This is a genomic window from Psychromicrobium ferritrahens, from assembly GCF_043789415.1.
Classification (GTDB): domain Bacteria; phylum Actinomycetota; class Actinomycetes; order Actinomycetales; family Micrococcaceae; genus Renibacterium.
Genome location: NZ_JBDLLW010000003.1, coordinates 58,101 through 84,876 on the forward strand (window position 1 = coordinate 58,101; position 26,776 = coordinate 84,876).

Below are 26,776 nucleotides of genomic sequence, written 5' to 3' on the forward strand. Positions count from 1 at the left end.
GGCTACTTGCCTTCCTCTGCTGAGGGGTCGATTGACTGATGGGTGGAAATCTCAAGGGCTGACAGCGCAGCTTGCGCTAACTCAGCGGATTGCGAACCGGGCCGGTGATCAATAACCCACTGTTCCAGGTTCCGCTGAGCCGCGATGCTCAGCGCGAGGGCTCCGGGCGGCACCGATTTGCGGAGCACAGCACCGGCACCGCTGTACGCTCCATCACCCACCTCGACCGGGGCCACGAAGACAGTGTTGGAACCGGTGCGCACTCCCGAGCCGATCACCGTGCGATGCTTCTTTTCGCCGTCGTAGTTAGCGGTGATGTTCCCACAGCCGATATTGGTGTCTTCGCCGATTTCGGCGTCTCCCGCATACCCCAGATGGGAAAGCTTGGAGCGCGCACCGATCCTGACGTTCTTGGTCTCGTAGAAAGCACCGATTTTGCCCGCTTCTCCGAGCACCGTCCCGGGGCGCAGATAACTGAAGGGGCCCACCGTGGCACCGGCGAGCACAATCGCTCCTGATCCGTGGGTGCGGGTCACCGTGGCAGCTTCGCCGATCTGCACATCTGTCAGGGTGCAGTCCGGGCCGACGACGGCGTCCCGCTCAACGAAGGTGCTGCCGTGCAGCTGACTGCCGGGCAGCAGGGTGACATCCTCCGAGAGCTTGACCTGCACATCGACCCAGGTGCTGCCGGGATCGACCACCGTCACCCCGGCGCGCATCCAGGCCTCCAGAATCCGGCGGTTCAGCTCGGCCCCCAGAGCGGCGAGTTGCACTCGATCGTTCGCTCCTTCCACCTGCCAGCGATCATCGGTCACCACGGCCGCCACCCGACGTCCGGCGGCCACTGCAATGCCCAGCACATCGGTCAGGTACATCTCACCCTGAGCGTTATCGGTGGTCACCTGCCGTAGACCCTCCCGCAGCAGAGCGGCATCGAAAACATAGATTCCGGAGTTGATCTCACGGATTTCACGCTCGGCGTCCGAGGCGTCCTTGTGCTCACGGATGCCCAATACGGTGCCTTCAGCGGAGCGCAGGATCCGGCCATAGCCGGTGGCGTCTTGCAATACCGCGGTCAGCACGGTGACGGCGTTGCTGTCCTGACGGTGGACGGCGATCAGTTCACGGAGTAAGTCGGTGGTGAGCAAGGGAACGTCCCCGTAGCTGACCAGCACGGTGCCATCGATCGGCTCTCCTTGCGCGACGTCGAAAGCTTGCAGAGCGACTTGCACCGCCCGGCCGGTGCCGGGCACCTCGTCTTGGTCGACGATCAAGGCAGCGGGATCGAGTTCGCTGATTTTTGCCGCCACCAGCTCTCGTTCATGGCGCACCACGGCGGCTAAGCGCTGTGGTTCCAGGGAACGGACGGCGGAGAGCGCGTGGCCGATCATCGGCAGGCCCGCAATTTCATGGAGGATCTTAGGTTTCCGGGATTTCATCCGGGTGCCGGCACCAGCGGCGAGAACGATAACCGAGAGTTCAGCGGCTTCGGACGGCACGGAATTCAACCTGGCTCCTGTAATTCGCTTGGCTGGCTTGCACTTGTCCCAGCCGTTCTTCAAACGGCCAGCACCGGTTGTTGACTATCCTACCCAGTCCACACCCAGGCGTTCCTCCCGGCCTGAGGACCGGGTTCCGCCCATAGGATTCGAACCTATACTCCACAGCTCCAAAGGCTGGGGTGCTGCCGTTACACCAGAGCGGATTGTGCATTTTTTGCACGAACATCTAGTCTGCCATGAGTGACGGCAACTGCGCGAGTTGAGTGCGTCTACGGCGGGCGGATCCGGCTAGGAAGCAGTGGAGGCCCGAACCACCAGTTCCGGTTCGAAGACCACCTGTTCGCGTTCCGCAACAGACGAAGCAGCGATCTCGTGTTCCAGCAGTTCGATTGCGACCGTACCGATTTTCTCAGCGGGCTGCCGAACAGAGGTCAGCGGGATCGGCGTCGCCCGGGTATAGGGGATGTCGTCGTAGCCCATGATCGCCACATCACGCGGAACCGAAAGCTTGCCGTCTGCGATCACCATTTGAAGGATGGCCAGAGCCAGCAGATCGTTCGCGGCGAAGATGGCATCCGGCAATTCTTCGTAGAGCATTGAGGAAAATTGCTGGGCGGTCTGCTGAACGTGATCGGCGGTGAGCCCCTGTGCCTCGAAGACCAGCAGCCGAGCTCCCGGCACAGTCGCTACCGCGGCTTGCGCTCCCCGCAAACGATCGGCCACTTGGCTCTGTGCCAGAGGCCCACTCACGAAAACGATGTTCCGGCGACCCTCGGCGAGCAGATGAGACACAGCCATTCGCCCACCCGCCACATTGTCGACTGAGACCGAAGCGAAACTGCCATCGGAGCTCACCCGGTCAACAAGAATCGCCGGGGTGCCCCGCTGGCTCAGCTGGCGAATTCTCTCGATCGAGCGACTCACTGGGGAGACGAGCACACCGGCGACTCGCTGTTCCTCGAAGAGGTCGAGGTACATTTGCTCGCGCTCGACCTTCTCATCGCTGTTCCCGACGAGCACCACATGCTCGTGCTGCAGCGCATTTTGTTCTGCTCCTCGTGCCACACCGCTGAAAAACGGGTTGCTCGCATCGAGCACGACCATTCCGATGCAACGACTGGCTCCCGCCCTCAGCTGGCGAGCCACATCGTTGCGGATGTACCCGAGATCCTTGACCGCGTCGAGCACTCGTTCTGCTAATTCCGGGCGAACCGTGGACCTGCCATTGAGCACATTGGAGACGGTGCCCACCGAAACTCCTGCGCGTTCTGCGACATCCTTGACACTGAGAACCACGACGACCTCCAATCGTGTACCAAAGTCTATGACACCGTAGGCCAAATAATATTTTTTCCGGCGTATGACTTGTACTTTCAAGGTATTGTATGAAACGATTCATTCTATATTTAATGAATCGTTTCATATCGAACGTGTGCCAACGATCAGCCACATTTCGTGATAGGGAAAAACGCCGATGAAGTCATTTAGCCAGATCAGTTCAGAGCTCGAGCAGCAAGCCATTGAATTACCCTCCTGGGCCTTCGGAAATTCCGGTACCCGTTTCAAAGTGTTCAGTCAGCCGGGAGTCCCCCGCGATCCGTTCGAAAAAATCGCCGACGCCGCCCAGGTGCACAAGTTCACGGGGCTGGCACCGAGCGTGGCCTTACATATCCCCTGGGATCGGGTGGACTCCTTCGCCGAATTGAAAAGCTATGCAGAGGATCACGGTGTAGCGCTGGGCACGGTGAACTCCAACACTTTCCAGGACGACGCCTATAAGCTCGGCAGCCTCAGTCATTCCGATTCCAAAGTACGCCAGCAAGCGATCGATCATCACTTCGAATGCCTCGATGTGATGAATCAGACCGGATCTCGTGACCTGAAGATCTGGCTCGCAGACGGCACCAATTACCCGGGGCAGGACGATCTGCGCGGTCGTCAGGATCGGCTCGCCGATTCACTCGCGCAGATCTATCAGCGGCTCTCCGAGCATCAGCGCTTAGTGCTGGAGTACAAGTTCTTCGAGCCCGCTTTCTACCATATGGACGTGCCGGACTGGGGTACCTCCTACAGCCAAGTGACGGCTCTGGGCGAGAAGGCCATGGTATGCCTGGACACCGGGCACCACGCCCCGGGAACGAACATCGAATTCATCGTCATGCAGCTGCTGCGACTCGGCAGACTCGGCTCCTTTGATTTCAACTCGCGCTTCTACGCCGATGATGACCTGATCGTCGGTTCAGCCGACCCTTTCCAGCTCTTCCGCATCCTCTTCGAAGTCATCAGGGGCGGCGGCTACGGGGTGGGCAGCGAAGTGGCTTTCATGCTCGATCAGTGCCACAACATCGAGGACAAGATCCCCGGCCAGATCCGCAGTGTGCTCAATGTTCAGGAAATGACGGCGCGCGCCCTGCTCGTCGACACCGAGGAGCTCTCCACCGCACAGCGTGCTGGTGACGTGCTCGCTGCCAATGCCATCCTGATGGACGCCTTCTACACCGATGTCCGTCCGCAGCTTGCGCAGTGGCGCTCTTCGCGTGGCTTGCCCGCCGATCCGATGAGCGCCTACGCCGCGTCCGGTTACCCGGAGACGATCGTCGAAAGCCGCATTGGCGGCACTCAGGCCGGCTGGGGCGCCTGAGCTCCAGCTCGTCACAGCACGTTTCTCGCTGTCGAGCGAATCGTGACGAACACCCTTAACTTTCAGATGCGAAGGAACTCAGATGACCACTTCAAGCACCGCAGCACTCATCGCTCGCAGCCATCGACTCGGCGCAGACCCCAGGGTCACGAACTACGCCGGCGGCAATACCTCGGTCAAGGGCACCGAAACCGATCCAGTCACCGGGGAGGCCGTCGAGCTGCTCTGGGTCAAAGGCTCTGGCGGAGACCTTGGCACGCTCACTGAATCCGGCCTCGCCGTGCTTCGGCTCGATCGGATGCGCGCTCTGGCCGGGGTCTACCCCGGCGTCGACCGCGAAGACGAGATGGTCGCCGCCTTCGACTACTGCCTGCACGGCAAAGGCGGCGCGGCCCCATCGATCGATACCGCGATGCACGGCCTGGTGGATGCCAAGCACGTTGACCACCTGCATCCAGACGCCGGAATCGCGATTGCAACCGCTGCCGACGGTGAAGAACTGACCAAGAAGATCTTCGGCGAGAAGGTGCTCTGGGTCCCCTGGCGTCGCCCGGGATTCCAGCTCGGTCTCGATATCGCGGAGATCAAAAAAGCCAATCCGCAGGCGATCGGCACCATCCTCGGCGGGCACGGCATCACGGCCTGGGGCGAGACGAGCGAGGAGTCCGAAGAGAACTCACGGTGGATCATCAAAACCGCGGAGAGCTATATCGCCGAGCACGGCAGCACTGAACCCTTCGGCGGTGCGCGGGCAGATTTCGAGGCACTGCCCGAGACAGCGCGCCGAGCCAAAGCCGCCGCACTCGCCGCTACCATCCGCGGGTTGGCTAGCCATGACCGGCCGATGGTCGGTCATTTCACCGATTCCGACGCCGTCCTGGACTTCCTCGGCTCCGAAAAGGCGCCAGCGCTCGCCGCGCTCGGCACCAGCTGTCCCGATCACTTCCTGCGTACCAAGGTCAAGCCGCTGCTCCTCGACCTGCCAGCCAGCAGCAGCGTACAGGAATCAATCACCCGGTTGAAGGAGCTTCACGAGCAGTACCGTGCCGACTACACCGCCTATTATGAGCGCCATGCGAGCGCCGATAGCCCCGCGATGCGCGGCGCCGATCCGCTCATCGTCTTGGTGCCGGGTGTAGGGATGTTCAGCTACGGCGCGACCAAGCAGACCGCACGGGTGGCGGGCGAGTTCTACCTCAACGCGATCAATGTGATGCGCGGCGCCAAAGCGCTCTCGGCGTATCAGCCGATTCCGGAGTCGGAGAAGTTCCGCATCGAGTACTGGGCCCTCGAAGAAGCGAAATTGCAGCGGTTGCCCAAGCCGAAGAGCCATCAGGGGCGAGTGGCCTTCGTCACCGGCGCGGCGAGCGGCATCGGCAAGGCAATCGCCACCCGGCTCGCTCAGGAAGGTGCCTGCGTGGTGGTCGCTGACCTGGACCTGGAGAAAGCTCAGGCGGTTGCCGCAGAGCTCGGCTCCGCCGACGTCGCGATCGGGGTGGCCGCCAATGTAGCCGATGCCAAGGGCGTGCAAGCGGCGATCGATGCCACTCTGCTCGCCTTCGGAGGCCTCGACCTGGTAGTCAACAACGCGGGTCTTTCGCTGTCCAAGCCATTGCTGGAGACCACCGAGCAGGACTGGGATCTACAGCACGATGTGATGGCGAAGGGTTCGTTCCTGGTCTCCAAGGCCGCTGCCAGAGCGCTCATCGAACAGGGCCTGGGCGGCGATATCGTCTATATCTCCTCGAAGAATTCGGTGTTCGCCGGCCCCCATAACATCGCGTACTCCGCAACCAAGGCCGATCAGGCTCATCAGGTTCGGCTGCTCGCGGTCGAGCTGGGCGAGTACGGCGTCAGGGTCAATGGCATCAATCCCGATGGGGTGGTGCGGGGTTCTGGCATCTTCGCCTCCGGTTGGGGTGCCAATCGGGCCGCGACCTACGGCGTCAAAGAGGAAGAGCTCGGCCAGTTCTACGCGAATCGCACGATCCTGAAACGCGAAGTAGTGCCGGAAAACGTCGCTGACGCGGTGTACGTGCTCACCGGTCCTGAACTCAGCCGCACCACCGGCCTGCACATTCCGGTGGATTCCGGCGTGGCCTCGGCTTTCCTCCGATGACTCCGGCACTCAGCGCCGGCAGCGTCGCCGCCGTTGATCTCGGTGCCACCAGTGGACGAGTGATCCTCGGCCAGTTCGCGGATGGACACCTCCGCTTGCGGCATCTGGCACGGTTCGCCAATGAGCCGGTGCGGATCGGCGATGGACTGCACTGGAACATCTTGGAGCTCTACCGGCAACTGCTGATGGGGCTCGCCGCGGCCGAGCGGGAAGCCTCCGGGGAGATCCGGAGCATCGGCATCGACTCCTGGGCGGTGGACTACGGTCTGCTGCGAGGCGGTCGGCTGCTCGGTGTGCCATACCACTACCGGGACAGCAGGAATGAGGCCGGCGTCGCGGCCGTGCACGCCAAGATTCACCCTGCGGAGCTGTATCGCCGCAACGGCGTGCAGCACCTCAATTTCAATACCGTCTTCCAGTTGGCGAGTGAGGGCGAACTGCTGGGCTTCGCGGACCGGCTATTGCTGATCCCGGATCTGCTGAACCACTGGCTCACCGGGGCCGAGGTGGCCGAACGCAGCAATGCCTCGACCACCGGGCTCTACGATCCGCGCAGTCAAGAGTGGGATCTCGGCCTAGCTACACGACTCGGCATTCCGAGCAGCATCCTGCCACCTCTGGTGAATGCCGGCAGTCCACTGGGCGTCTTACAACCGGAGGCCGCGGCCGCCGTGGGGCGGGCTCTCGATGTCGTCACGGTCGGTTCTCATGACACTGCCAGCGCTGTGGTGGCGATCCCAAACCCGGGCCGCGATTTCGCCTATATCTCGTGTGGCACCTGGGGACTGGTGGGCCTTGAGTTGGATGCACCGGTGATCTCGGATCAGGCCCGGGCCGCTAATTTTACGAATGAAGGCGGCGTGGATGGCCGGGTGCGTTTCCTGCACAACGTGATGGGCCTTTGGCTGCTCAGCGAGTCACTGCACAGCTGGGCGCCTGTCTCCACGGCCGAGCAGCGTTCCAGTTTACTGCAGGAACTTCTGCAGCAAGCCGCAAAGCTCGAAGGGCCGGTGGCTCTCTTCGAGGTGAACGATCCGGTTTTCCTGCCACCGGGAGATATCCCCAGCAGAATCGCCGAGTGGTGCCGGACGCACGGTGAGCCGGTGCCGCAGAATCCGGCTCAGTTCGTCCGCACGATCGTGCAGAGCCTGGGGGCGGCCTTCGCCAGAGCAGTGCACGACGCCGCCCGGCTGGCCGATCACGAGGTGTCCGTCATTCATTTGGTCGGCGGCGGGGTGCACAATGCCTTATTGTGTCAGGCAACCGCTGATCACTCGGGTCTTCCGGTGCTCGCCGGCCCGGTTGAGGCAACCGCGATCGGCAATGTGCTGATCCAAGCCCGCAGTACTGGGCTCGTATCCGGCGACCTCGCCGAATTACGCTCGCTGGTAGCCAGTGAGTTCCCCGTTATCCGTTACGAACCACGAGAGGTCTGAAGATGGTCAAGAGACAGCTCCCCAACCCGGCTGAAATCCTCGAGTTGATGAAGTTCAAGAAACCCGAGTTCAATGCTAAGAAGCGACGGCTCGACCAGGCCCTCACCATCTACGATCTGCGGGCCATCGCAAAACGCCGCACCCCCTCCGCGGCTTTCGACTACACGGATGGCTCGGCGGAGGGCGAGCTATCCCTGGCCCGCGCCCGTCAGGCCTTTGAGGACATCGAGTTCCATCCTTCGATCCTGCGGGATGTTTCGACGGTTGACACCTCGACGACCATCTTCGGCGGCCCCTCCGCACTGCCCTTCGGCATCGCTCCCACCGGTTTCACCCGGCTGATGCAGACCGAGGGCGAGGTCGCCGGTGCCGGTGCCGCGGCTGCGGCGGGTATTCCCTTCACCCTCTCGACGCTGGGCACCACCTCGATTGAGAATGTGAAGGCAACGAATCCGCAGGGACGTAACTGGTTCCAGCTCTATGTGATGCGTCAGCGAGAGATCTCCTACGGCTTGGTGGAACGAGCTGCGGCAGCAGGCTTCGACACCCTGATGTTCACGGTTGACACGCCGGTGGCGGGTGCCCGGCTGCGCGATCAGCGCAACGGCTTCTCGATTCCGCCGGCGCTCAGTCTCGGCACCATCGTCGATGCGCTGCCTCGCCCGTGGTGGTGGTGGGATTTCCTGACCACTCCGAAGCTCGAATTCGCGTCGCTCTCTTCCACCGGGGGTACCGTCGGCGAGCTGATCGATTCGGCGATGGACCCCACCATCTCTTTCGAGGATCTCAAGCTGATCCGTAACATGTGGCCGGGAAAGCTCGTAGTGAAGGGCGTGCAGAACCTGGAGGATTCTCAGCGCCTCACCGATCTCGGCGTCGACGGCATCATCCTGTCCAACCACGGCGGGCGGCAGCTCGACCGGGCGCCGGTCCCCTTCCATCTATTACCGGAGGTGGTCCGCGAGGTCGGCAAGGACACCGAGATCGTGATCGACACCGGCATTATGAACGGCGCCGATATCGTCGCTTCAATTGCCCTTGGCGCGAAATTCACCCTGATCGGCCGCGCCTATCTCTATGGGCTGATGGCCGGGGGCCGGGCCGGCGTGGATCGGACGATCCAGATCCTCAGCGATCAAGTGGTGCGCACCATGAAACTCCTTGAGGTGGCGAGTTTGGAAGAGCTAGAGCCTCGGCACGTCACCCAGTTGCAGCGTCTCATTCCGCGGCAGAGCGGCAACTGACGCTTCGATCAACGAGCTGAGCGGCCGCAGGCAAAGCGAGGCGTCCTCCTCAGGGCAAGGCCCGCCAAGGCGAACTTCAGCCGACCTCGGGGCAGCGGAACCCTGCCCCGAGGTGCGTCCTACTGCTCAGCTACTGCGCCGCTCGCCCAGCCAGTCACTGCTATCCACGAGTCGCGAACTGAGCACTGCCGATCTGCTCCAACGGCACGCTGAACTCATGTTTTCCGGGGCCGACGGTTTCTTTGAGCTTGCCCAATTCCAGATCTGCTTCAGTGCCCTGCGGAACGTCGATCCTCAACCGCACGGCACCTTCGCTCACTGACCAGGCGCTCGAGGCGAGGCCGAACGGCGTCTCGATCTTCAGTGACGCGCTGGTGAGGCCGCCGCCGATCACCGGAGCGATCTTGATCCGTCGGTAACCCGGCTCAGCCGGTGAGAGCCCAGCGATGTACTCCTGCAAGAAGGAGACGACCGCCCCGAAGGCGTAGTGGTTATGCGACATAGTCGCCCTGCCCTTGGCGTTGTATCCCTCCCAGCTCTCCCAGATCGAGGTGGCACCGAGTTCGATCTGGCCGAGCCAGGACGGCACAGTGGTCTGCAGCAGGATGCGGTAAGCCACCTCGGAATACCCCTCATCGGCAAGGGTGGAAAGCAGCAGCGGGGTACTGAGGAATCCGGTGCCGAGATGATCATCTGCCTCAGTGATGAGCTGCACTAGCCGCTGCACGGCAGCGGAGCGCTGCTCGGGCAACAGCAAATCAAAAGCGAGCGCCCGAACGTACTCGTCCTGCTTGTCCTCGCCGATCCGGGCGCCGCCCTCGGAAACGAAAGCGGCGCGCCAAGCCTTAGCTGTTTCTGCTGAGAGCGCCTGGTAGCGAGCCGCATCAGCCCTCTTGCCCAGCAGTTCGGCGATCCGGGAGAGCAATCGCGCGGAATTGGCCAGATAAGCGGTGGCCACCACCGGCTGCCCCAAGAGGTTGTCCTGGAAGACCTGTTTGATCGGCTCCCCGGGACGCAACCATTCGCCCCAGTGATATCCGGTATCGACGATGAATTTCTCACCGGCTTTATCGAGCTTCTTGCCGACCCGTCGGTAAATACGACGCTTGGTGCGGGCACGTTCGGCCAAGTGATCCACCCAGGCCTGAGCGCTCGGATACTGCCGTTCGAGCACTTCCTGGTCCCCGAAGTAGCTGTAGAGCGTCCAGGGCAGCATCACCGTGACGTCTCCCCAGCCCGCTGAGCTACTGGTGAATCTGAGCATGCTGAACCCGCGCCCCGGCGAATATTCGGCGGGGATGAAGGGCGGCACCCGGCCATCTTTCATCTGGTCCACCGAGACGTTCCGCAAGTAACGGCGCAGGAAGGCGTTGCTGTCCACCATCTGGGCAGCCGTTGGCCCGAAGACCTGAATATCGCCCGTCCAGCCGCTGCGTTCACGCTGCGGGCAGTCGGTCGCGGTATCGGTGAAGTTCGAGGTCAGCGACCAGTTCACATTTCGCCAGAGCTGTTCTAACCTCGGGTCAGAGGCCTGGAATTCGCTGATGTGCCGGAGTTCGGTGGAGAGCACGATCCCTTCGACGTCGCCTGGCTGCAAGGGCTGTTCCAGGCCTTCGATCGAAAGGTAACGGAAGCCGTGAATGGTGAACCACGGGGTGTAGTCGAAGGTTTTCCCGGCCAGAATCACCTCATCGCGCTGGAACCACTTTGCCGGATCTTTGGTGACCTCTTTGCCGAGGTATTCAGTATCGAGTTCACCGTCCGGGCGCAGAATTTCTCCATAGCGCAGCAGCACTTTGCTGCCCACCGCCCCGGAGAGTCTAACCCGCGCCACGCCAGCGAAGTTCTGCCCGAAATCAACGAGTTGCGAACCTCCGGGAGTCCGGCCAATAGTGCCTTGGACCCGGCCGACCTCGGTGACTCGCTCGACCTCCTCGGCGATCAAGGTACCGGGAGTGCTGGCCAGCAAGACAGCCTGATGCTCGCCTGCCAGACTGCCGTCCGGGCGTAACCAGTCATGCTCGCTGATCCGGAGATCGACCCGTTCGCCGAACTTAGGATCCGAGCTCAGAACCCGCCCTGTGCCCACCGTCCAGCTTCCATCGGTGGACACGGTGACGGTGCTGCCGTCGGCCAGTTCCAGTTCGACTTGGGCGAGCGCCGCCAGTTGATCACCATAGACAGCGGCTCGCGACTGGAATCCCAGTCGTCCACGATAACGGCCTTCGGCGACCACCAGCCCGATCACGTTGCGTCCCGGCACGAACGCGGCTGTCGCATCGTAGACCTGGTACTCGACCATCTCCTGGAACGGCGTCCAGCGCGGTACCAGCGAGAGACCGGTGAGGTCCGTGTCATTGACGAAGAGCCGGTACCAGCCGAGCGCGCTCGCATAAGCCCGGGCGCGCAGCACAGGGGCTGAGAGCTCCACCGAGGTACGGAAGTAGAGTGCTTGACGATCTTTTTTTCCGTGCTCGGGCGAGGTCACCCAGGATGCCGACCAGTCCGATGGCTTGAACAGGCCGGTTTCGAACCAGGAGGCCTCGCTCCATTCCCCGGGCCGCCCATCGGCTCCCAGCGGTCGTACCCGCCACCAGTACCGGGTGCCCGAACGGAGCGCCTGCCCCTGGTAGGGAACACCTAATTCGTGATCCACGATGGCGCTGCTTTGCCAGACCAGCTTCTGATCCGCGAAATCCGGGGCAGTGCTCACCGCGATTTCGTATCCAGTATGGTCGGTTGCGTCGGCCGCCCTCCAGCGGAAGAGCGGCTCCGAGTTATCCAGGCCCAGCGGCTGCACCCGATCATCGACGGTCTGCTTGGTCAATAGCGTCATAGCAATGGTTTCCTTTGTTTCTTCGGTGGCTTACTGCGCGGGCACGGTAACGGGCCCGACTGCTGCATCGGGGTCCAGACTCGCCTCGATATCGGATTCGTTATGGCTGTCGCGGGTGCGGAACACGAGCCACGCCCAGCCCAGTCCGACGAACACCAGGACGGCGAGCAGCCCGTAGACCGCCTGCGGGCCAAGCACGTGCAGCAGGGCCGGGGTGACGGCGGCAAGAGCGGCGGCAGCCAGCCTGGCAACGGCCACGATGGCTCCCTGGGCGGTGGTGCGGAGCAGGGTCGGGAATGACTGTTGAGTCCAGATCTTCATGATCCCCTCGAAAGCGAAAGCCGCGCCCAGCCCCCCGAAAAGACCGCTGATCAAGACCGAGACAATGCTTACCCCGAAGATCGCGATGAAGAGCGGACTGGTCACCATGAGCACAGCTCCTACCGTGAAATAGCGGAACCGTACCGGTTTATCGGCGATCTTCATGAACCACAGGTAAGCCACGATACTCACCGGGATGAGTGGCAACCCGACCAGAGCAGCGACCGAGAGATCGACCCCGCCATAATTGACCAGCACGAAGGAACCGAACTGTCCTGCCGTATTCGCCGCGAGATTGGTCAGCGTGTAGAAGCCGATCAGGGCAAGGAAAGGGGTCACATAGGGGCTCTTGAAAAGCTCGCGGATCCTGGCCCGGTCAGCACGAATCGTGCTGACCCCGGCGAGTCGCTCCTGATGGGCGGCTTGCCAGCTCTCGGACTCCGGAATGGTCAGCCTGCCAAGCAGCACCAGCAGCGTGACGACGCCGATATGACCGAAGATGATCTGCGCACCGAGCGCCCCCAGCGAGCTGACTCCGGCGGCCAGGACGCTGTTGATCACAGCACCGGCAACCCAGAGCAGATTCGAGAGACCCAGCAGCCTTCCCCGATTTTCATCGGTCGCGGCTTCGGAGATCGTGGAAAGCGACACCGGCAGATCGGCGCCAACTCCCAGGCCCACCAAGGCGGCGCCGGTCATGACGATCGGGAAGGATCCACCGAGGAAGAGAACGAGGATCCCGATCAGGATCAGCACCATCGTGGCGCTGAAAACCGGCCGACGTCCCAGGCGATCGCCCAGGCGCCCGCCGATCATTGAGCCGAGCCCGATTCCGAGGGTGAGCGCTCCGGCTGAAAGCCCCAGCTGAGCATCGTCGAGCCCGAGGGTCTTCTGAAAAACGACGAGCCCCACACTGAAACCGGTGATAGCGGCGGCATCGATATACGAGGCCATTCCGGAAACCACTGCGACCCACCACGGGGAAGGACGAGATGACTGAGAATGAGCAACCATGGCTTCTCCTTTGAAGCAGCACTGGGCAAAGAGATGGCCGCTGTCGGCCGCTCCTCAGTCTAAGTCATTTATTGTCTTCACGCCAATACTTTTAAGGGAATGCGACACCCGCGATGTTTCGCAGCGGGTGATCCGGCAGCGCATCGAAGCTGACGGCGAGCTTGATCAAGAGCCGTTCCAACTCCTTTGCTTCTTCTTTCGTCCACCCTGGATGAACCAGCCACGGCTCCCCTCCCGCAGCATCGAGAATCTGCTGCGCCACCTTTTTGCCTTGCCCGGTGAGCACCACCACGACCGCACGATCATCGCGCGGATCGGGCCCTCGCAACACCAGATCAGCTTCCTCCAGTCGCCTGACGATCTTGCTGACATTCGACCGGCCGGTGCCGATCGCATCAGCGAGATCAGTCGGTCGGGCCGCGCCACGATAGATGAGCTGATTCACCAGCAAGAATCCCGGCAAGTCGTTCTCTAAAGGGAAGCGGCTCTCAAGCATCAGGCGCTCCCTGAAAGCGGTCGAGGTCACCCACGTGATGATGGCCTGCAGGGCAGAACTGAGATCGGGGCCATCGGCCCCCACTAAGGGCCGCACATCATTCGGCGTCAGTCGTTCTGCATGCTTCAGATGTGCAGGTCGCGTCACAATGACCTCTCATGGATCCAAAATTGTTGTGCGGTGAGTAACAGTTGTGAAGATACCTCAGAATCCGGCTTAAAGACGAGAGGCAGCGACGTCGCTGATCAGCAGCCGCGCCTTTTTCCCGGCGGAAGCGCCTCGCGACCCTCACTTCGGGCTGATAAGCGGCATCCCGAAGCCACTCAGCCGAGTAGATCTGCCGCTTCCAGCCATTCCAGCTCAAGTTCTTCTTTGGATTCCTGGAGAGCCCGTAAGGAGGCGTTCAGCTCATTCAAGGCACCGAAATCTCCGCTGCTCGAGGCTTCCTCCATCTGCTGATGGATTTTTTCCTCCTGTTGGGCGAGCTTGGAAAGCTGCCGTTCAATCCGGCTGACGTCCTTGCGCGCCTGGCGTAATTCAGCCTCCGAGGCACCCGCTGAAGCACCCCCGGTGGCCGAAGCGGCAACGGCACCCGAGGCCGAGGACAGCTGGGCAGCGTTCTGCTGACGCAGTTGCAAGTACTGTTCCACGCCACCCGGAAGGTCTCGCAGCTTGGCATCGCCCAGCAACGCCATTTGACGATCGGTGACCCGTTCCAGAAGATAGCGGTCGTGGGATACCACCACCAGGGTGCCCGGCCAGCCGTCCAGCAGGTCCTCGACGGCGGCAAGGGTGTCGGTGTCCAGATCATTGGTCGGCTCATCGAGCATCAGCACATTGGGTTCCCCGACCAGCAGCCTGAGTAATTGCAATCGACGGCGTTCGCCACCGGAGAGCTCCCGGACCGGCGTCCACTGCTTGTCCTTGCTGAAGCCCAGCTGCTCCACGAGCTGCCCCGCGGTCAGTTCCCGGCCCCCAACGCTGATCACTCGTTTTTCTGCCTCAATGACCTCCAGGACGCGCAGCTCAGCTACTTCGTCGAGCTCCGTGACCTCCTGGGTCAGTACCGCGGTCTGCACGGTCTTACCTCGTTTGAGCCGGCCGGCGCTCGGTGCCAGCTGACCGTTCAGAAGCCTCAGCAGTGTCGTCTTCCCGGCGCCGTTCACCCCGACAATGCCCAACCGCTCGCCGGGGGCCAGCCGGAGCGTCAGGTTCTTGAACAATTCGTGGTCGCCGAGCGTCAAACTGACGTTCTCCAGATCGAGCACATCCTTACCGAGCCTGGCGGTGGCCAGTTTGTTCAACGCCACTGTGTCCCGGGCCACCGGCACATCGGCGATCAGCTGATTGGCGGCTTCGATTCGGAATTTGGGCTTTGCGGTCCGAGCGGGAGCCCCTCTCCGCAACCAGGCGAGCTCTTTCTTGACGAGCTGGACTCGCTTGTTCTCCACCACCGAGGCCATCCGATCCCGCTCGGCGCGAGCCAGCACATAAGCGGCGTATCCGCCGTCAAAGGCGTCGATGGTGGCATCGTGTACTTCCCAGGTGCGATTGCAGACCTCATCGAGGAACCAGCGATCGTGCGTGACCACCAGAAAAGCGCCTTCATTGGCCCGCCAACGATTCTTGAGGTGCTCAGCCAGCCATGCCACGCCTTCGACGTCGAGATGGTTGGTCGGCTCGTCGAGCATGATCACGTCGTGGTCGCCGATCAGCAGCCGGGCGAGAGCAACCCTTCGTTTCTGGCCGCCGGAAAGCGAGGAAACTCTAGCTTCCCAATCCACTTCGGAGACCAAGCCGCCCATGATCTGACGAATCTTGGCATTGGCGGCCCACTCGTGTTGTGCTTGTTCATCATGGGCCCGGGAACCGACGATGGCCGCGCCCACGGTGGAATCTCCGTCGAGCACGTCCGATTGGTCAAGGTAGCCGATATCGAGTCCGCGCCGGGCAGCGACCCTCCCGGAATCCGGCTGCTGCCTGCCAGCCAGCAGCCGCATCAGGGTTGATTTGCCGTCACCATTGCGGCCTACGATGCCTATTCGATCGCTGTCCTCCAAGCCCAGGGTGACGCCGTCGAGCACAGTACGGGTGGAAAACTGAACGGTCAGGCTCTCGCCGCCTAATAAATGTGCCAATTCTTCCTTATCGATCGAACGCCAGCGTGAGGTCAGAGATGATTTTCGCACCGTGTACCGGAGAATGCACGGCGAGCGCATGCTGCCCGGCGTCAATCAGCCGGTCTGCCAGCTCAATGGCGTGGCCCTCCGATTCCGCGAGCATCGCCACAGTGGGTCCGGAGCCGGAGACGATGCTGGCCAGTGCGCCGTATTCAACCCCTTGATCAAGGACGTCGAGCAGCTGAGGGGCCAATTTGGTGGCGGCGGGCTGCAGGTCGTTGTGCAATACCCCGGCCAGAGCCACGGCGTCCCCCGCGCGCAGGGCGCGCAGCACTTCGGGGTCGATCTGCTCAGGATCCTGCGGTTCCTGGCCGCGCGCTATCCGCAAACGATCGAGCGCGCCGAAGACAGTGGGGGTGGATAGTCCGAAATCAGCGAGCACGAGAGCCCAGTGCAAGGGGTTCGGTGCCAGCGCCGGGGTGAGCTGATCCCCTACTCCCAGCCCCACGGCGGCCCCGCCCAACAAGGAAAATGGCACATCAGCGCCCAGTTCGGCGGCCAGATGAGTCAATTCCTCTCGGGAGAGTCCGGCGTCCCAGAGGGCGTCACAGGCCAGCAAGGTCGCTGCGGCATCGGCCGAGCCGCCGCCCATGCCTCCGGCAATGGGGACTCGTTTGGTGATTTCCAGGTGCACTCCGCTGGGCCGTTCACTCACCTCAGCCATCAGCCGGGCAGCGCGTACCGCAAGATTGCTCTCATCGAGCGGGAGATCCCGCCCCAGCGAACCCTCTTTCAGTGAAACCGTGATGTCCTTGCCCTGGGTCGCCCTTGCGGAGACCTCTTCGTACAGGGAGACCGCAAGATAGACGCTCGCCACCGAGTGGTAGCCATCCGAACGCAACGGGCCAACGGAAAAGGAAACGTTGATCTTCCCGGGTGCCTTGACCCGAACAGTCCGGGAGCGGACTGAGCCAGCCTCAGAGGTGGCGCGTGATGGCGTCATGTCCCTAACCTATCAACGCCGGAGCAAAGCAGTGACTTCAGAGACCACCGAAGCAATATACAGCTTTGCAGGATCAAGGCTCCAGCGAATTGAGCCGGGCATCCGCGATGCTCGCGAAAGCTTTCACATCGAGCACCTCGCCCCTGGCGCTGGGGTCCACCCCGGCCGCCACGATCAGGCGTTCTGCCTCGGCACCACTGCCCGCCCAATCGGCCAGCGCTGCTCGCAAGGTCTTGCGCCGTTGCGCAAAAGCGGCATCGATCACCGCGAAGACCTGGGCTCGGCTGGCCCTGCTCTCGGGTGGTTCGCGGCGGACGAACTCGACCAGGCCCGATGAGATCTTCGGTGCTGGCCAGAAGACGTTCATGCCAATCACCCCGGCTTTGCGAACCTCGGCGTACCACGCCGCTTTGACCGAGGGCACCCCGTAGATCTTATTTCCCGGACGAGCCGCCAGTCGGTCCGCCACTTCGTCCTGCACCATCACCAGACCGTGTCGCAGCGACGGGAACTTCTCCAGCAGGTGCAGCACCACCGGCACCGCCACGTTGTAGGGAAGATTGGCGACCAGGGCGGTGGGCAGGATGGGCAGCTCGGTAACTTTGAGCGCATCGGCGGTCACCACATGGAGCGAGGCGGCCTTCTCCGGGCGTAGTTCCGCGATGGTACGCGGTAACCTCTGCGCCAGCTTGGCGTCGATTTCGACGGCGACCACGCTTTGCGCGGCGTCCAGCAGACCGAGCGTGAGAGAACCCAGCCCCGGCCCGACCTCGAGCACTGTTTCATCTTCGGTCAGAGAGGCAGCCGCGACGATGCGGCGAATGGTGTTGCCGTCAATGACGAAATTCTGCCCTAGCGTTTTGGTGGGCCGCACATCCAGTTCAGCAGCCAACCGGCGCACGTCTGCGGCACCCAACAGGGGTAAGGAGGGATCAGGCTGCAGATTCACCTCAGCAGTCTATCCGGGCAACGCTTCACAACTAACCTTTCACCAGACCAGCCGTCCCACTGAGTGTTAACAAAGTTTCCAAAGTGGCGATTTTCATAGCACTTCTGCAACTTCTGCAAGACTCAGTGGGACGGCTGGATTCACAGGGGTTATTGCGAGTTTGGGGAGCTGGCTATCAGCCCGACACCAGGTGGGCTAGCCGGCGGCTCCTGCGCAGCCCCACGGGCCCAGGCCCGCCTTGGCGTAGTAGGTATTGGCGACTGCGATCTGCTGAGCACGAGTGGCCAGATCTGCACGCGGCGCATAAGCCCCGCCGCCGTTGGCGAGCCAGGAACCGGCGTCAAATTGCAGCCCGCCGTAGTAACCGTTACCGGTGTTGATCGCCCAGTTGCCGCCGGACTCGCACTGCGCAATGCGATCCCACATGGCATCGTTCGCGGTGGCTGGTGCGGCTTTCCCGGTGTTTCCGCCTTCCGGCGCTTTGGGGCGATCCTTGCCGCCGACGGTCACCTTCTGAACGATCGGCTTGACCGTCTCAACCTGGCCGCTCAGCGTCCGGCTGACTTCGTGCCCATCGATGGTAGTGATTTTGTAAGTCTTGGTCACTTTACCGGCAACGCCTTGCTGGGTGACTTTTTTCTCGTCCTTGAAAGCTTTGGGGTCAACGGTCTCTTCGGTCTGGAAGGGAACGTCTTCGCTGCTGGTCACGGTGCCGTCGGACTTGAGCCGGGAAACCTTGATCACCATATCGGCGACCACAGGAGCGGCTACCGGCACCGAGATGAGGTCTTTGGCACCGACGCTGATCTGCACGGACTTCAGCACCTCGCTCACCGTGGCGGCGGTCGTGGTCTGAGCCACCCGCTTACCATCGGCGACCACTTGAATCTTCTTCGGGGTGGTGATGCTCAGCTGAGTCCCGTCACCGACCAATGGTGCATCCTGAGCGGCATTGACTACGGCGTTCGAAGCAACGCCGAGCTGGCTGATCAGATCAGCTACTTTACCGGCGTGGGTCTGCACCATGGTCTGGGCGCCATCCAAGGTGACCTTCACATCTTTGGAGGTGTTCACCGTAATGGCGGTGCCATTAGCAACCACTGATTCCAGGGAAGGAGTGACCTGATCTTCGGGAGAGATCTTCACATCGGCCCGCGACAGAACCTCTTTCACAGAGCCGCCGAAGGTCTGCACCGAGCTCTGGGCCCCGTCCACCGTCAAGCTGACAGTCTTATTAGCGGTAACGAATCCGACGAGTCCGAAAACCAGTGCGATCAGCACGAGGGATTGGCCGCCGATTTTTATCCAGCTCAGCTTGCCGTTGGTGGTGAAGATGTTGGTCACTATTGCTCTTTACTACTCAAGTGTCCGGGCACGGAGACAAGCGCACAGAGTTCTCAGCGAGTTCGGTGAAGACCGAAACCACTGCCTCAGAGCACGCCGCCTGCACCTGAAAAAGGCCGCAAAACACTAAGGCCTCAAAATGAAAACAACTTTTCAAGCGGTACAGAGCTAGCTCAGCAGCTTGAAAAGTATCAGGCGCGACGTTGTCCGCAGGTCTTCCCCGACCCCGGCTATTGAATACCACTGTAACCGAACTGTTACCTAACTGCCAAGTGAAAGCCCTCAGCAATGTGATCCAGGACACAGCTGGCGATCCAAAGATCAGCCCCAGGAACCGTAGACAGCCTCGGTATTTCGGCGCAGCTGGGCCCCGAAATCGGCCAGGTCGACCGACAATACCTCGGCCATCGAGCGCACCGTGTAGGGCACTAGATAGCTGGCATTGGGCTGGCCTCGAAAGGGGTGCGGTGTCAGAAAAGGCGCATCCGTCTCGACCATCAGCAAGGATCGATCCGCGATTGATAGTGCAGCCCTCAAGGGATCAGCGTTCTTGAAGGTCACTGTTCCGGCGAAAGACATGTACCAGCCTTGTTCGTTGCAGATCCTGGCGAGTTCTTCATCTCCCGAGAAGCAGTGAAACACCACATTCTCAGGCGCCCCTTCCTCGGCGAGCAGGCGCACCACGTCTTGATGCGCATCCCGATCATGGATCTGCAGTGCCAGCTTGAGCCGCTTGGCCAGATCTATGTGCCGCCGGAAGGAATAGTGCTGCTGCTCTCGGCCCTCTGGACCGGTACGGAAGTAGTCCAGCCCGGTCTCCCCGATGGCCCTGATCCGGGGATGCGCCGCGAGCGCCGCGATTTCATCGAGCGCGGCCTCGAGCGCGCCTTCGCTCGCCAGCTCCGGCGCGTCGTTGGGATGGATCGCCACCGCCCCCAGCAAACGTGGGTCGGCGTCCACGGCGGATACCGTGAAGCGAGAAGATTCGAGATCGCAGCCAACCTGAACCGCCCCCTGCACCCCGACAGCTGCCGCGGCGTCGAGCGCTTCGGTCACCGATACCTCGACTAACCCATCCCGGAAGTCCAGGTGCGTGTGGTTGTCGATCACCGGCTCGGGCAGCGGCTCGGGAGCCGGCGGGTAATCCAGCTTGCGACGTCGTCCGCCGTCGTCGTGCCCGGCGCGCCGTGGGCCGGCGGCCTGCTCCGCTTCGAAGGGCGAGGTGGCGGCGTAGGCGGTGGGTACTTCAGAACTCATATGCCCACTCTAACTACGCAGCCTTCGGGCTGAGATAGTAATCTTGATCACACCGGTCGTCAGAACGGGTCTAGGTGGGGAGAGTCAGTGAGCCAAGGGCAGTTTCATAGTGAACCTCGACTTCAGGGCGAGCAAGGGCAATCGCTCCGCCAAGGCTCCGCCGAGGAACTCACCCCGGGGCAGCTCTCCACCGCACAGTTCCAGCAGCTCAGCAGCCGTATTCTGACGGAAATCAATACCGTGATGGACGGCAAAGCCGATGCTTCGAAATTGGCACTCACCGTGCTGTTAGCCCAAGGCCATCTGCTGCTTGAGGACGTTCCCGGCGTCGGTAAGACCATGCTGGCCAAGACCCTGGCCAGAACCATCGACTGCTCGGTGAGCCGAATCCAGTTCACGCCGGATCTCTTGCCCTCGGACGTTACCGGGGTGTCGATCTTCAGCCAGGCTTCGCACGATTTCGAATTCCGCCCGGGAGCTGTTTTCGCCAATATCGTGATCGGCGACGAAATCAACCGGGCTTCGGCGAAGACCCAGTCAGCTCTGCTGGAGTGTATGGAAGAACATCAGGTGACGGTGGATGGCAAGTCCTACGCGCTCAGCGAGCCCTTTATGGTGATCGCCACCCAGAACCCGATCGAAATGGAAGGCACCTACCCGCTGCCCGAAGCCCAGCGGGATCGCTTTATGGCGCGGATTTCGATGGGATATCCGGATGCTGCGGCTGAACTGGAGATGCTCGAATCCCACCAATCGATCTCCCCGCTCACCCGGGTGCGAGCCGTGGCCAGCAGCGCGGAGATCGCCGCGATGATCCAGGCCGTGAAAGCCGTGTACGTCTCCCCCGCAGTCAAGGAGTACATCGTTGCACTCGGCACCAGTACCAGGGAGCACGCTCAGATCCGACTCGGTGCCAGCCCGCGAGCGCTACTCCAGCTGCTCAGGGCGGCAAAGGCCACCGCGGCACTGGAAAGCCGGGACTTCGTGCTGCCAGACGATGTTTCCGCCATTGCCGCTCCAGTGTTATCGCACCGTATTCTGCTCGATCGGAAGGCCACCAGCGCGGGCGAGACGCCGTCCGGCCTGATCACCGCCATTCTGGCCAGATTGCCCATCCCGCATCACGGTTCAGCCCGGAGCTGAGCATGGATCTCGGCAGAGCCAGATTTTTCACAGCTCGAGGCTGGGGGTTGATCGGCACTGGCCTGTTCTGCATCCTGCTGGCCCAGATCATGGGGCGCAAAGACCTTTTGACACTGGGGCTTTTCTTGCTGCTATTACCCCTGCTGGCGGCCATCACGGTCCGGATCATCGCCCCGAGATTCACTGTCCATCGAGAGTTCAGCCCGGTCGTGGTCGAAGCCGACTCAACGAGTACCGTTGAATTGACGGTCGCTGGCCCGACCAGGTTTGGCGGCAAGGTCAGAATGCAGGAAAAGCTGCCCGGCAGATTCGGCCGTTCACCGGAATTCAGTTACCCGGGCCGGGTGCGGGCCACGCTCGACGTCGGCCTGCACGGCTCGCGCTATCAATACCATCTTCGACCCGCCAGCCGGGGGCAGTTCTCCATCGGGCCGGTGAGCGCCGAACTGGGCGATGTCTTCGGGATGAGTCGGCACCTTCAGTCTTTACCCGGAACCGATCTTCTGACCGTCACTCCCCGGGCCTTGGACTTACCGAGCAATACGCTCTCCGGGGCGAGGGGCAGTGATGGCAGCACCGCCACCAGGCAACAGGCGAATCCGAGTGACGACGACGTGATGACCAGGGAATACCGGCACGGCGATCCAATGCGGCGGGTGCATTGGCCGGCCACGGCGCGGCACGGCCAGCTCATGGTGCGGCAGGAAGAGTCGGTGACGACGCCGGAGGCCGTGCTATTGCTGGATCAGCGCGCGGTGGCCTTCGAGCACGACAGCTCCGCGAACCATCACGGCAAGGACGACGAGCATCCCGAACTGCGCAGCTCGGCCCGCTTCGAATGGTCAGTGGTGGCAGCGATGTCGATCAGCGCCCACCTGATCGAGCGCAACTACGATCTGCGAGTGCTGGATGTCTTCGGGCGTCCAGGCTTGGGGAGTTCACGATCAGCTCCCGAGCCCCTGGTCGAGGAATACGCTGGCTCAGCGGGCTTATCGAGCATCGCGGAATCGCTCGCCGCCATAGAGTTGCAGGAAGAGCCAGGCCTGACCGCCTTCAATGAAAGGCTGCTCGACAGGCTCTCCCTGAACCGGCAGCGCGGTCCGCTGATAGCTCTGCTGGGCGATGTTTCGACCGATCAGGCTTTGGCGGTGGCCCCTGCTGCCGAAGGAACCACCGCAGCCTGGGCGATCATTTGCAGCGACCGCGCCGAACGGAGCGAAGCCGTGGCCACGGTGCTCCGTGAGGGAGGCTGGCGAGTGGTACTCGCTGACGAGCACAGCGCGCTTGCCGCCGTCTGGAACGCTTTCGACTCGCGGGAGATACTCGATTCAACGGCTGATCCAGCCGCTCAGAAAGATCGACAGCCCACCGGTCTGGGGAAAAGCGGATGACGAGCACCCTGGAACGCTCCGGCCCGGCATCCGGAACGGGACCTCTCGATACGCAGCGCGGCGGCTCCGCTCGGAGCAGCAGGCCCAAGGCCGGTTCAGCTCCTTGGGCCATGGCGGGAGCGATATTTTTTGCGGTATGCGGCACCGCTTTAGGCCTCTCTGGAGTGGTTCGAGGCACTGAATGGATCTTCTCGATTGCCCTCACGGTAGCCGTCGTCCTAGCCGCGATGGCACTCTCCCGCACTCTGCGACTGCCCGCCGGATGGGCTCCGGTAGGGGGTGCAATAGCACTCATCCTGGAGCTGAACCTGGTGTTCTTCAGTTCCACCGCCTACTTCGGAGTGATTCCCAGCCCCGGCAGCCTGGCGGAGGCCGGGGCCTTGCTGCAAGAGACCTCGGACCAGGTGATCCGCGGGGTGGCACCCATTCCAGCCAGCACCGCCGTGGTGTTCGTGATGTGCCTGGGTGTTGGATTAGCTGCGATCCTGAGCGACGTCCTCGCCGTCGGTTTGCTGATGCCCGCCACCAGTGGGCTGGCTCTGCTGGTGATCGCACTGATCCCGGGGATCATCAAGGTGGATAGCCTCGGCGTGCTCGGTTTCGTCCTCGGTACCGTCGGGTATCTGCTGATCTTGGCGATCAGCCGACAATTTCAGCCGGATTTCCAGGGCGCAAGATCCAGCATTCAATGGCTGAGGGTGCTCAGCGTGGGCACCAGCGCGGTGGTGATCGCACTGCTGATCTCCCTGGTGCTTCCAGGTTTCAGCACCGGCACCTTTCCGCAGGGCTCCCGGTTTAACCCCTTTGGGCCGGTCTCCGGTTTGAGCCCCTTCCTTTCGTTGGGCAGCGACCTGCGCAATCCCAGTGGCACCGGGCAGATCAGCTATGCGACCTCAGCAGAGAACGCGCCCTACCTGCGTACCGTGACGATCGAGGATTTCAACGGCGACAACTGGGAGCCGACAGATCGCGGCACTGGCATTCAGCTGGGTCTGGAACAGATCGAGGACGGCTTCGCTCCGGGGGGCATCCCGCTGCAATCGGTGACCACTCAGATCAACACCTTTAACTTCTCGAATGAATGGCTTCCGGCACCCTATGCACCGGCACTGATCAGCGGCTTGAGCGGGCGTTGGAGCGTTGACTCCAAAACCTTGACCGTCAAAGCCCTCGATGAAGGCACTCTGGGGCAGTCCTACCTGGTGCAAAGCCTGCAGCCCGTGCTCACCCCGGCGATTTTGCGCCAGGCCGTCTCTCGGCCACACGCCGGTTTTGACCCGATCTTCATGACGCTGCCGCCGGATACGCCGTCGATCATCAAGGAAACCGCCCTGCAACTCACCGGGCGTCAACCCACTCCCTACGACAAAGCGATGGCGATCCAGCAATACCTGCGAGGGCCAGAGTTCAACTACTCTCTACAGGCCCCGGTCTCCGGCGGTTACGACGGCAGTAGCATGGATGCGCTGGCTAAATTCCTCCAGGTGAAAAGCGGGTATTGCGTTCACTTCTCGGCCGCTATGGCCACCATGGCCCGGGAAGCCGGGATTCCCAGCCGGATAGCGGTGGGTTTCGCCCCGGGCGTCGGCACCGGGGAAACCGTCCAGGTCAAGGGTGAGAAGCTCTCCCAGTATGCCGTCGACGGGCGGCTGGCTCACGCCTGGCCTGAACTCTATTTCGAAGGCCTGGGCTGGGTAGCTTTTGAACCGACGCCCTCCCGCGGGCAGGTTCCCGGTTATGCCTTGCCGCCCAGCAGCCCGCAGCCCGGAGAAGAGACCCCGGAGGAACTGCCCAAGCCGGTGCCGAGCCGCAGCCCAGCGCAAACCGCGCCGCTGCCCTTACCCGGAGCCGCCCAAGGATCGCAAGCCCCGGGTCTGGAGTTCCTCTGGTTCGTGGTGCCCGGTCTGCTAGTGCTCCTGCTGCTGACTCCAGCGCTGAGTCGCGAGTTGCTCCGCCGCAATCGCTTAGCCTCCGAGACCCCGCGGGCAACCTGGGCGGAGCTCCAGGACACCGCTCTTGACTTCGGCCTGCCCGCCGAGCCCAGCGACACCCCGCGCCGCTTCGCGCAGCGCTTGCGGGAATCCGGTTTAGCGGGCACTCCAGGCCCTCCGCTCGACTCGCTGCTCGGCGAAGTGGAGCGCAGTAGTTACGGGCCCCCCGGCGCTCCAGCGACGAGCGCAGCAGCAGCCAACGATTTTCTGAGAGCAAAGCAGTCTCTCAGGCTGCTTGCTCCGCTCAGCCGCCGGCTGCGTGCCATCTGGTTTCCGTCGTCCACACTACGTCGCTGGGCAGCAGGATTCAGTCGCGTATTCCGTCGGAAGCGCTGAGCCACCGGGTCCTGCCGAAAGCTCAGGCCTGAGGGTCGGCTATTCCGATGTACTGGGTGTAGAGGTATTCCTCAATGCCTTCCAGGCCACCTTCCCGGCCTAGACCGGACTGCTTCACCCCGCCGAAAGGAGCTGCGGCGTTGGAGACCACACCCGCGTTCAGGCCGAGCATTCCGGTTTCCAGCTTCTCTCCCATCCGGAACCCGCGATTCAAGTCCCGGGTGAAGACGTACGCCACCAATCCGTATTCGGTGTTGTTCGCCAGCCGAACGGCCTCAGCCTCATCCTTGAAAGTGATGATTGGGGCCACCGGACCGAAAATCTCTTCCGCCAGGATGCGGGCTCCTTCGGGCACTCCGGTGAGCACCGTCGGGCGGTAGAAATAGCCCTCACCGGCCACCGGAGCGCCACCGGTCAGCGCCACAGCCCCATCGGAGACTGCCTCGCTGACCAGCTCGTGCACCTTCTGCCTGCTCTTCTCATCGATCAGTGGGCCGACATTGGTGGAATCCTCGATGCCGGGGCCGGTGGTCAACTCGGCGATCCGCGCAGCGAACTTGCTGCTGAATTCTTCTGCCACGCTCTCGTGCACGATAAAGCGGTTCGCCGCCGTGCAGGCCTCCCCCATGTTCCGAAGCTTGGCGATCATCGCACCGGCTACTGCGGCATCGATATCGGCGTCTTCAAAGACCAGGAACGGGGCATTACCACCCAATTCCATGGAGGTGCGCAGTACATTGTGCGAAGCGTCGGCGAGCAGACGCTGACCGACCCCAGTGGAGCCGGTGAAGGATAGTTTGCGCAGCCGGGAATCCTTGATCAGATCCCCGGTGGTTTCGCCCGCGGTGCTCGTGGTGATCACGTTGAGCACCCCCGCGGGCAGGCCCGCCTCAAGCAACACGGCGGCGAACAACTGCGAGGTCAGCGGGGTCAGCGCCGCGGGTTTGAGCACCATGGTGCAGCCAGCGGCCACCGCGGGTGCGATCTTGCGAGTAGCCATCGCGAGCGGAAAATTCCATGGAGTGATCAGCAGACAAGGCCCGACCGCTTTTTTTGTCACCAGAAGACGGGATTTGCCGTCCGGAGCGATCGAGTAACGCCCGAAAGATCGCACCGCCTCCTCCGAGAACCAGCGCAGGAATTCGGCTCCGTAAGTCACCTCACCGCGGGCCTCGGCGAGCGGTTTGCCCATCTCCAGGGTCATCAGCAGGGCGAAGTCCTCAGCGCGCGCGGTCACCGCTTCGAAGGCGCGGCGCAGGATCTCCCCGCGTTCCCGCGGTGCGGTACTCGCCCAGGCTTCCTGAGCTGCTGCCGCGGCATCCAGCGCTGCCGCAGCGTCCTGCGGCCCGGCATCGGAGATGCTCAGCAAAACCTCACCGGTCGCCGGATTAAGGACGTCGAGCGTCTTACCACTCGCGGCGGGCCGCCAGTGACCGCCGATCAATAACTCGGTGGGTACAGCAGCGAGAAGCTCTTGAATCCGCTCAGGGGAGACAGTCATCGATCGTCCTTCAAGTAGGGGGAAATAGAGGTCTTTGCCCTCACGTTATTGCCGCCAAGGCACAGTGTCTATGCGCCCGATGCCCTAGCGGAAGCCAATACTTTGTGCATTTGCATAGTGACCGCCGTCTAC

Annotated in this window: 18 protein-coding genes and 1 tRNA gene; 7 read left to right on the top strand and 12 right to left on the bottom strand. The window is 62.3% G+C overall.

Translation table 11 applies throughout. From position 1 onward, the window contains the following. Window positions 1-2: 2 nt before the first annotated feature. The 3 genes from glmU to ABDK06_RS12335 all read right to left on the bottom strand — a co-directional run bounded on the left by glmU (window position 3) and on the right by ABDK06_RS12335 (window position 2,798). Window positions 3-1,499 (bottom strand): bifunctional UDP-N-acetylglucosamine diphosphorylase/glucosamine-1-phosphate N-acetyltransferase GlmU, encoded by a 1,497-nt coding sequence (gene glmU / locus ABDK06_RS12325; RefSeq protein WP_394941934.1) that lies wholly within the window; start codon window positions 1,497-1,499, stop codon window positions 3-5. A gap of 134 nt (window positions 1,500-1,633) precedes the next feature. Next, window positions 1,634-1,705 (bottom strand) — tRNA-Gln (locus tag ABDK06_RS12330). A gap of 85 nt (window positions 1,706-1,790) precedes the next feature. Then, window positions 1,791-2,798 (bottom strand): LacI family DNA-binding transcriptional regulator, encoded by a 1,008-nt coding sequence (locus ABDK06_RS12335; RefSeq protein WP_394941436.1) that lies wholly within the window; start codon window positions 2,796-2,798, stop codon window positions 1,791-1,793. A 178-nt stretch (window positions 2,799-2,976) separates the two neighbouring features. Here ABDK06_RS12335 and rhaI point away from each other — a divergent pair, with 178 nt between their 5' ends. From rhaI to ABDK06_RS12355, 4 genes are all read left to right on the top strand, one after another. After that, a complete protein-coding gene (gene rhaI / locus ABDK06_RS12340; RefSeq protein ID WP_394941438.1) occupies window positions 2,977-4,143 on the top strand; it encodes an L-rhamnose isomerase in 1,167 nt (388 codons plus the stop codon). 82 nt (window positions 4,144-4,225) lie between these two features. Then, window positions 4,226-6,262, top strand: coding sequence for a bifunctional aldolase/short-chain dehydrogenase (locus ABDK06_RS12345; RefSeq protein WP_394941440.1), 2,037 nt, complete (start codon window positions 4,226-4,228; stop codon window positions 6,260-6,262). Beyond that, on the top strand, window positions 6,259-7,698 hold the full coding sequence (locus tag ABDK06_RS12350; RefSeq protein ID WP_394941442.1) for a rhamnulokinase: 1,440 nt from the start codon (window positions 6,259-6,261) through the stop codon (window positions 7,696-7,698). The genes ABDK06_RS12345 and ABDK06_RS12350 overlap by 4 nt, the downstream gene beginning before the upstream one ends. Before the next feature lie 2 nt (window positions 7,699-7,700). Next, on the top strand, window positions 7,701-8,942 hold the full coding sequence (locus tag ABDK06_RS12355; RefSeq protein WP_394941444.1) for an alpha-hydroxy acid oxidase: 1,242 nt from the start codon (window positions 7,701-7,703) through the stop codon (window positions 8,940-8,942). A 160-nt stretch (window positions 8,943-9,102) separates the two neighbouring features. Here the strand turns inward: ABDK06_RS12355 and ABDK06_RS12360 are convergent, their stop codons facing one another. The 8 genes from ABDK06_RS12360 to ABDK06_RS12395 form a co-directional block, all read right to left on the bottom strand. After that, window positions 9,103-11,778, bottom strand: a complete 2,676-nt coding sequence (locus ABDK06_RS12360) for a family 78 glycoside hydrolase catalytic domain (protein WP_394941446.1) — start codon at window positions 11,776-11,778, stop codon at window positions 9,103-9,105. Window positions 11,779-11,808: 30 nt separating this feature from the next. Beyond that, entirely contained in the window at window positions 11,809-13,113 is a 1,305-nt protein-coding gene (locus tag ABDK06_RS12365; protein ID WP_394941448.1) for an MFS transporter, read from the bottom strand. Between the two features lie 91 nt (window positions 13,114-13,204). After that, window positions 13,205-13,756 (bottom strand): MarR family winged helix-turn-helix transcriptional regulator, encoded by a 552-nt coding sequence (locus tag ABDK06_RS12370; protein WP_394941450.1) that lies wholly within the window; start codon window positions 13,754-13,756, stop codon window positions 13,205-13,207. A 176-nt stretch (window positions 13,757-13,932) separates the two neighbouring features. Then, entirely contained in the window at window positions 13,933-15,747 is a 1,815-nt protein-coding gene (locus ABDK06_RS12375; RefSeq protein ID WP_394941936.1) for an ABC-F family ATP-binding cassette domain-containing protein, read from the bottom strand. A 7-nt stretch (window positions 15,748-15,754) separates the two neighbouring features. Continuing rightward, on the bottom strand, window positions 15,755-16,732 hold the full coding sequence (locus ABDK06_RS12380) for a 4-(cytidine 5'-diphospho)-2-C-methyl-D-erythritol kinase (RefSeq protein ID WP_394941452.1): 978 nt from the start codon (window positions 16,730-16,732) through the stop codon (window positions 15,755-15,757). A gap of 73 nt (window positions 16,733-16,805) precedes the next feature. After that, window positions 16,806-17,681, bottom strand: coding sequence for a 16S rRNA (adenine(1518)-N(6)/adenine(1519)-N(6))-dimethyltransferase RsmA (rsmA, locus tag ABDK06_RS12385; RefSeq protein ID WP_394941454.1), 876 nt, complete (start codon window positions 17,679-17,681; stop codon window positions 16,806-16,808). A gap of 195 nt (window positions 17,682-17,876) precedes the next feature. Then, window positions 17,877-19,025, bottom strand: a complete 1,149-nt coding sequence (locus ABDK06_RS12390; RefSeq protein ID WP_394941456.1) for a transglycosylase family protein — start codon at window positions 19,023-19,025, stop codon at window positions 17,877-17,879. Window positions 19,026-19,346: 321 nt separating this feature from the next. Beyond that, complete coding sequence (locus ABDK06_RS12395) at window positions 19,347-20,282, bottom strand: TatD family hydrolase (RefSeq protein ID WP_394941458.1); 936 nt, start codon at window positions 20,280-20,282, stop codon at window positions 19,347-19,349. Between the two features lie 87 nt (window positions 20,283-20,369). Here ABDK06_RS12395 and ABDK06_RS12400 point away from each other — a divergent pair, with 87 nt between their 5' ends. From ABDK06_RS12400 to ABDK06_RS12410, 3 genes are read left to right on the top strand one after another with little or no spacing between them, the layout of a single operon-like run. Beyond that, window positions 20,370-21,425 carry an AAA family ATPase gene (locus ABDK06_RS12400; protein WP_394941460.1) on the top strand — a complete coding sequence of 352 codons (1,056 nt, stop codon included), beginning with the start codon at window positions 20,370-20,372 and terminating at the stop codon, window positions 21,423-21,425. A 2-nt stretch (window positions 21,426-21,427) separates the two neighbouring features. Further along, entirely contained in the window at window positions 21,428-22,816 is a 1,389-nt protein-coding gene (locus ABDK06_RS12405) for a DUF58 domain-containing protein (RefSeq protein ID WP_394941462.1), read from the top strand. Further along, entirely contained in the window at window positions 22,813-25,143 is a 2,331-nt protein-coding gene (locus tag ABDK06_RS12410; RefSeq protein ID WP_394941464.1) for a transglutaminase TgpA family protein, read from the top strand. The genes ABDK06_RS12405 and ABDK06_RS12410 overlap by 4 nt, the downstream gene beginning before the upstream one ends. 22 nt (window positions 25,144-25,165) lie before the next feature. On the opposite strand, the gene ABDK06_RS12415 is transcribed toward ABDK06_RS12410, so the two are convergent. Next, a complete protein-coding gene (locus tag ABDK06_RS12415) occupies window positions 25,166-26,644 on the bottom strand; it encodes an NAD-dependent succinate-semialdehyde dehydrogenase (RefSeq protein WP_394941466.1) in 1,479 nt (492 codons plus the stop codon). Between the last annotated feature and the right edge of the window lie 132 nt (window positions 26,645-26,776).